The organism is Calothrix sp. CBUCES-K 9914 (assembly GCF_059640475.1).
The window spans coordinates 1-6,472 of the sequence record NZ_JBXXZH010000382.1 but is presented as its reverse complement, the minus strand read 5'-3'; the positions used below and the strand labels follow the sequence as shown (position 1 = coordinate 6,472).

Here is a 6,472-nt window from a genome sequence, read left to right as displayed (position 1 = left end):
GACAAGAGTTAAGAGAGTTCAAGTCAGGCGCCTACACCCCAGAATTAATGACACAGACCACTACTTCAACAAAATCAACCATCCGTTACATCCGTTAATCATCCGTTGCCTTATTCAAACTCGGTTATTAACATTTGCCATTCGGTAACGATATTTTTTGGAATCTTCAAAGTTTTACTACCTTCACCTTGTAATGGTAGATTTAATTTTAAACCTTTAATCGTTAATAATTGATTCAATAGATTTGTAAATTTATACTCACCAACATTCGGCGCCGGTGAACCTTGAGCATATACATCAGGGGCAATTAAAACTTCATCTGGTGCAGTTATAACTTCCAAAGACTGTGGATGCACAAATTTTGTTACATTTGGAAAACCAACCAATCTTAAATTTATATCCTCCGAGGTGCCAGAATTCTTTACTTTATATAATATCACCTGCCATGCATGTCCAGATTTATCTTTGATTGACACTTGGGAGTGATAGCGCATAACTCCAGGTGACTCTTGATGCTGGCGTAATGATGCTGCGGCATTTGGTGCGAATAAACCAAATACCAGTAAAATAATAATAGTAACGAAATATAATTTTAATTTTGGTTGCATTTCTAATCAGGTTAGCAGGACAACAAAGTAAGTTATAGCAATTCGCTCATCATTTGTAAAAGCCTTCTTCTCTTCCTTTGCGAACTTTGCGTCCTTTGCGGTTCGTTATATCAACAAACAATTTCTCTCTGTGTTCTAATAGTCTCTGTGGTAAAAAAATAAATATATGTGACTGCACAGGCGAGACGCCTATGCTACGTATGATATGCTTCAATTGTGGAGTTTACTATACATACTTGTATCTAAAAGTAATTCTTTGTCGGCAATTTCACTTAATCCAATATCTGCGAGTAAATTCTTCCAATTAGCTTGAACAATGGCAGAATGGGGGTTTTCCTGTTTTAGCTGTACTGCCGTTGCTAAAGCTTGATACCAAATTCCGTTGTGAGCATATATTGCCAATTTTTGCTCTGGTTGTGCGGTTCGCAGTTGCTGATTAATTGCTGCACTCAGTTGAACTCGACTAACTACACCTTCTACATAAATCGGAGTTGATTGTTTTTCTGGATTACAATATACGTTGAGAAACCAGCGATACTGCTTGTCAACTACCAAAGGAGAGATATTTGGAGGTATTGAGACACTAATTATTCCGGGTTGTTGGGGTAAGGAAATGCTTTTCTGATAAATTACGCTGGTAGTCTCATCTTGAAGAACAAATTCAGTCGGATACCCAGAAATTTTTGTATAGGGAAGGTAAAACCAAAAAGTTGGACGTTCTTCTGTTGTTAGACCCCATACATTTTTCACTGTTGCTGGTTGTTCGACCATTGGCACTAAAGCTGTAAGTTTCGGGTTAACATCAGGACAACTATCACGACGACCACCTCCAGTCCGACGTCCTCCCGGTGGTGTCCCTTCCGGTAGTTTGGGACGAATAAATTCTAATTGTGTACTTTTTGTTAGTTTAGTCGCAGGCGCCTCTACTTCCTTTACCTGTCTGGCTTGACTTAGAGTACTGTAAGTTAAAGCAATTATTAGTGATGCTACCAGTAATTTAAAAAAAAGTTTCATATCCCACCTGAAAAACCAAAAATTAATATAAACACTCTGCTCCTCGTAAGTAGGGTGCGTGACGCCGTAAAAATTTGAAACGAAAAGCAAGTTTAATAGCGTCACGCACCCTACACGCTTCGTTTAAGAATTATTATAGCGTCACGCACCCTACCTCCTACCGCTGTTCCTAATAAAACTAATGTACTGGGCACAAACGGCGCCCAATAACTGAATATAATTAATCCTAAACAGAGAATATACAGAATTGCGGTTGTGATGATAATACTTATTACTAGTTGAATAAAATTTTTTCTGAATCGTAGTGCTAAAAGTCCTCCTATGATTGACCAACTGAATATCCAAACAACTTCTGTTTCTAGTGTCCAAGTTTGTAATAGAGAACGGTTATCGAAAACGCGACTCAGGAGTTGACTCAGCATGTGTGCATGAATTAAGACTCCTGGTATTTGTGTATCGATATCACTACGATAAGGTGTTGGCAAGTAATCTTGTAAGTCACCTTTGGAAATAACACCTACAAGTACGATTTTGTCTTTAAAAGCATTGGGGTTGACTTGACCTGTTAAAACATCAGTTAGTGATACTTTTTGAGCTATTTTATCACTCGCGCGCCAGTTAACCAAAATTTGTCCGCTGTTGGCATCGATACCTTGATACCCTCCTGTATGGGAAGTTAAAGCGTTAAAATTAACTTTATCAACTGTAAGTGTTTGATTACGAGCAATATTAACTTTGCTGATACCTTTAAATTTGAAGTACTCAAAGGCTAGCTGTAAACTTAAAGAGTATTCTGTTGTACATAATGAATTAGGTTCTTGCTTCATAAACAACAACTGGCGCCTTATAATACCATCTTGATCACGAATAAAATCGCTGAACCCTAAACGCTCATTAACGAGTTGTTTAGGTATTTCAGGTGGTGGTGCAATACCTTTACTGTTGGCACCTATATAACTACCTTTACATATAGCAATCAAATTTTTGCTTTCTCGGAGACGAGTTGTTAACTGTGGGTCTTCAGATTCAAAGTCACGGTATATATCTAAACCAATTACTAATGGTCTATACTGTTGCAATCTATCTAAAAGTATGTTTAATGATTTATCTGAAATAGAAGTTCCTTTTAATGATTCACCTTTACGACGCTGTTCTGCTAAATCATTATCATCTACTGTAACTAACAAAATCCGATTATCCAGTTTTTCTTTTACTATATTAGAGCGTAACCACAGCATTTGGTCAAATGCTTTTAACTCTGTACCCTCGAAAAGTCCTAGTAGTCGTGTTAATATTATTGCTGATGTAAATACAGTAGCTATTATCCCTAAACGTAGTTTTGTATTTTGATGCAAATGCAGTAGAGGCGCCTTTGAAGAATTTTGGTAAACTTGGTTTGAACTAAAATCTTCAACTGGGACAGTAACTTTAATGTTATGTAGTTGATGCCAGTTTAAAGGTTGTGCAAGCGGGTTATTTTGACAAATCATCGGTAGCCAAGTTGCACAAGGAAACTGGTCTTCAAGTCCTTGTAGTCGTTCGCGCGCGCGACGTACAGCAATAAATAAAGCTGTACCACTGGCATATTCACTTAAAAAGTAGTGTAAAAATTTGCTAGCAATTTTATCAGTTACAGGTTCACGCATGAAAATGATTTCGGGTATCTGTAAACAAGATAGTTCGCGCGCTAACCCCAAACCATCACACGAGTTGAATATCGCTAAATTTAACCCTCCCGTAACTGCTTTACTCAGCGCATATCTAAGTTCTGCCATACTCAAACTCTGGGTTTGATTTAGATACAGGCGCCCACTTTGGTCTGAATGCGTTAAACTGTGTCCAGCAAAAAATAAAATATCCCAGTTCCTTTCCCACAAATAATCATTCAACTCTTGGCGCCCAGGCTCTATTAAAAAGGTAATATCAGCATGAGGCATTTGTTGAAGTATTTCTGTGTCAGCTTGAGTATCAATACCCCGACTGTCACCAACTATAGCTAGAATCTGAACCTTTGTATTCGTTGGGTGAAATTTGTCGCTGTGTTCGTAGTTGGGAGATGCAACTGCTATTTCTGCTTCTGTATAGCGTTCCAACAAGTCCCAAGAATGCCAAGGCAAACGTACTAGTTGACAGTTTTCAGTTTGCAGGACAACCCGAATGCTATCTTTAATATCAAGACGAGAGAGCCATTTTTCTCGCAACGGACGAAAAGAATCAGATTGTAACCAAGAATTAAAATGCGCTTGTAATATTTCAGATGTTGTCTTGATATCAGCAGTTATTGATACGTTTGTTATCTGAACTTTATCCGCAGACAACCGAAACGCACTACCTAAACGTCGGTAGTTTGAACACCAATGGTTATAGTAAACCAGCAAATGTGGCGCCGCAGGTAGTCTACCTGTAATTTCAACATTCGGTAGTTCACCTTCTGTACCAATCTGCAACGTGACGGTAAATCCCTCATCAAAATTGCCGTCACCAAATTTTAGGACAACTAGCTTACCCATATCAAGCTTTGTAAGTATCGAAAAAATAATTTATACTTAACTAAATCATAAAATTCTCAGTAATATAAGCTCCATCAATTCCTACTCTTACACTAAACCTTTCTCCAACTTCACCGCTAAATTGTAACTGAATGTAATTATCGGCACTGCGTGCTTGTGCTGACAAAAATAAATTATCACTACTGTCAAAAACAGCTAGCGTCACGCCTGGTTGTAAGTATATTTTACCGCCAGTTGTATGTAACTGTAGACGAATACTGGTTTGGTGGTCTACTTGGGGTGTAAGCTCCACTATCAACATAACGGGTTGATTTGCAATTTGAATTCCGATATCAAATAACTTTGCCCGTCGAGTTGCCGTTGCTACCTCATAACTACGAAATACGTAAGCAGGTCGTAATTCTGGCTGGTCTAGTATCGATTCTACAGTCTGCCACCCGTACTCAACTATACCAGTAAACCATCGACTTAGACTGACTAAAGTTGGTTCTTTAGTTGATTCTTTTAATTGTTCAAGGTATGTAGTTAAATTATCTATTGGTTCGAGTTGGCTTAAAGGAACTTCCTCGCTTTCTACATTTTTCATAAACCCGATTATTTTGGCTTCTTGTAAAGACTCATCAATTACGATTACAATATATGCCGCGCGTGTTCCCCAACTTTCTGGAGGAATGTAACAAAAGTCTTGAGAAGCGCGCGTACTTCTGCACTCAATTTTACCGATACCAGGTACTTCCAAATCAGCAACATCTGTACACAAGCGCATAACAGGGTTCCAACAGTCAGCAGTATTAAGGTCAGTTAAAATACCCATTAAATCAAGGTAATAACGAACAGTTAATACCGAAAGTGTATTCAAAAGAACTTGTTCAGCTTTTTCTGTTGTCGGTTGCTGTTTGGCAAAACTGCGCGCGGTAGAACGAGCAGCTTCAGATATTGGTAGCGGCAAAGCATTGCATGTCATATTTACTCCCTAATGGTAAAATGGTAAATGCTGATGTGTACATATCGCCTATATATATGGATTTTACGCAGCAAATCAAATAAATTTTTCAACGACTGTCGAATTCACAGGTTCAAAGTCAACAAGAAGTCTATTTATTCCATCCATTATGATTGGAAATTTTTCTTTAGGTACGTTTAACTCCTGAAAACATTTATCTCTATATCTTTCTTTTTCAGTAAAATTAGTGATGGCTTTAACTAATGGCTTTTTGACTTCGTAGGTTTCTTCAGCTTTCGCAATTGCCCGTGCGGGTATTTCGTTATTTACACGCAATATTGCTAAGTCAATCAAATCTCTAGATTGTGTACTAGAATCGTTCCATCGGTCAGCATTAGCCATTAGTTTTGATGTAAATCTATCGCTTATACTTAGACAAGGAATTTTTGTCCATTGAGGATAAACAGGAGGGTCTAAAGTAAAAATACCATTGGCTACAATTTCTACTTTAATAGTTGTTTCATCTACTATAACAGGAAAACGAATACCATATTGATTTATTGTAGTGTCACCTAATTCGACATCTGTTGTACTTTGAAATAATGCGACAATTCCTTCGTCGTAAATCAAATTTCTTAAATATCTATAATTTTCAGTTCCATAAGGGAAGAGGAAATCAATATCTCTACTAAGCCTGTATTCATCATACTCTAATGCCAATAGTGTACCACCGCCAAAGTATGCAGAAGCTTTTTTGAAAACTTCTGGATTAAAAGAATTAAGGACTTTAAGTATATTATTGTGATGTTCGAGATTAAACATTTCAAAATCCGGCAATATCCAAGAGTTATATTTTTTCGCTAAATAATGAATAAAATCTTTTTCTTCTTGGTTTAAATTGTTGAAGGTTGTTTGATGATGCCAATTGCGTTGATACAATTGAACCATTTCTTTCTCACTCATTTGATATACATTTTTTAACTGCCAACCAATAGATTCTAGAAATGGTAGTTTTTGCGGATTGAGCATAAAATTATCGTGATAATGGGTTTTGATTTTGCGCTGCGGAGTTTACCGTTTGAGAAATGCGCTTTAACCTTGTTTCCAGGCGCCTAGCTGATTGTATCCAAGTTAGGATATTCTTTTTAGATGTGTTGCTAAATGCCTGAAAATATTTGTATGCAGTCTGGTTTGCTTCTAAAGCTTGTTGTAAATCAGTGGGAATAGTTAACGCTTCGATAGCATCTAAGCTTGTCCATGAACCGTTTTGTTTGGCTGTTTCGATTTTGATCAAACCAGCTTCTGTCATTAAACCTTGTTCGATAAGTTCTTCTATATATTGTTTATTTAATTTTGACCACACACTTTGAGGTTTCCGAGGTGTAAATATTTGCATA

The 6,472-nt window shown here is 37.3% G+C and carries 6 protein-coding genes; all 6 read right to left on the bottom strand.

Features of this window, described 5'->3' with window-relative positions; translation table 11 throughout:
- Window positions 1-110: 110 nt before the first annotated feature.
- Window positions 111-608 (bottom strand): DUF3122 domain-containing protein, encoded by a 498-nt coding sequence (locus AC2JBO_RS41855; RefSeq protein WP_496959532.1) that lies wholly within the window; start codon window positions 606-608, stop codon window positions 111-113.
- Window positions 609-818: 210 nt separating this feature from the next.
- Window positions 819-1,622: a DUF928 domain-containing protein gene (locus AC2JBO_RS41850; protein WP_496959531.1), complete on the bottom strand. Its 804-nt coding sequence runs from the start codon at window positions 1,620-1,622 to the stop codon at window positions 819-821.
- A 110-nt stretch (window positions 1,623-1,732) separates the two neighbouring features.
- Complete coding sequence (locus AC2JBO_RS41845; protein WP_496959530.1) at window positions 1,733-4,132, bottom strand: CHASE2 domain-containing protein; 2,400 nt, start codon at window positions 4,130-4,132, stop codon at window positions 1,733-1,735.
- A 40-nt stretch (window positions 4,133-4,172) separates the two neighbouring features.
- Window positions 4,173-5,096, bottom strand: a complete 924-nt coding sequence (locus AC2JBO_RS41840; protein WP_496959529.1) for a DUF1822 family protein — start codon at window positions 5,094-5,096, stop codon at window positions 4,173-4,175.
- 75 nt (window positions 5,097-5,171) lie between these two features.
- Window positions 5,172-6,104: a nucleotidyl transferase AbiEii/AbiGii toxin family protein gene (locus AC2JBO_RS41835; protein WP_496959528.1), complete on the bottom strand. Its 933-nt coding sequence runs from the start codon at window positions 6,102-6,104 to the stop codon at window positions 5,172-5,174.
- Window positions 6,105-6,108: 4 nt separating this feature from the next.
- On the bottom strand, window positions 6,109-6,472 hold a 364-nt coding region (locus AC2JBO_RS41830; RefSeq protein WP_496959527.1), incomplete at its 5' end, for a YdeI/OmpD-associated family protein.

Bases quoted from the DNA above. Each gene is read 5' to 3' on its own strand.
- AC2JBO_RS41840 (WP_496959529.1), bottom strand. From the start codon at position 5,096: ATGACATGCAATGCTTTGCCGCTACCAATATCTGAAGCTGCTCGTTCT.
- AC2JBO_RS41855 (WP_496959532.1), bottom strand. From the start codon at position 608: ATGCAACCAAAATTAAAATTATATTTCGTTACTATTATTATTTTACTG.
- AC2JBO_RS41835 (WP_496959528.1), bottom strand. From the start codon at position 6,104: ATGCTCAATCCGCAAAAACTACCATTTCTAGAATCTATTGGTTGGCAG.
- AC2JBO_RS41845 (WP_496959530.1), bottom strand. From the start codon at position 4,132: ATGGGTAAGCTAGTTGTCCTAAAATTTGGTGACGGCAATTTTGATGAG.
- AC2JBO_RS41850 (WP_496959531.1), bottom strand. From the start codon at position 1,622: ATGAAACTTTTTTTTAAATTACTGGTAGCATCACTAATAATTGCTTTA.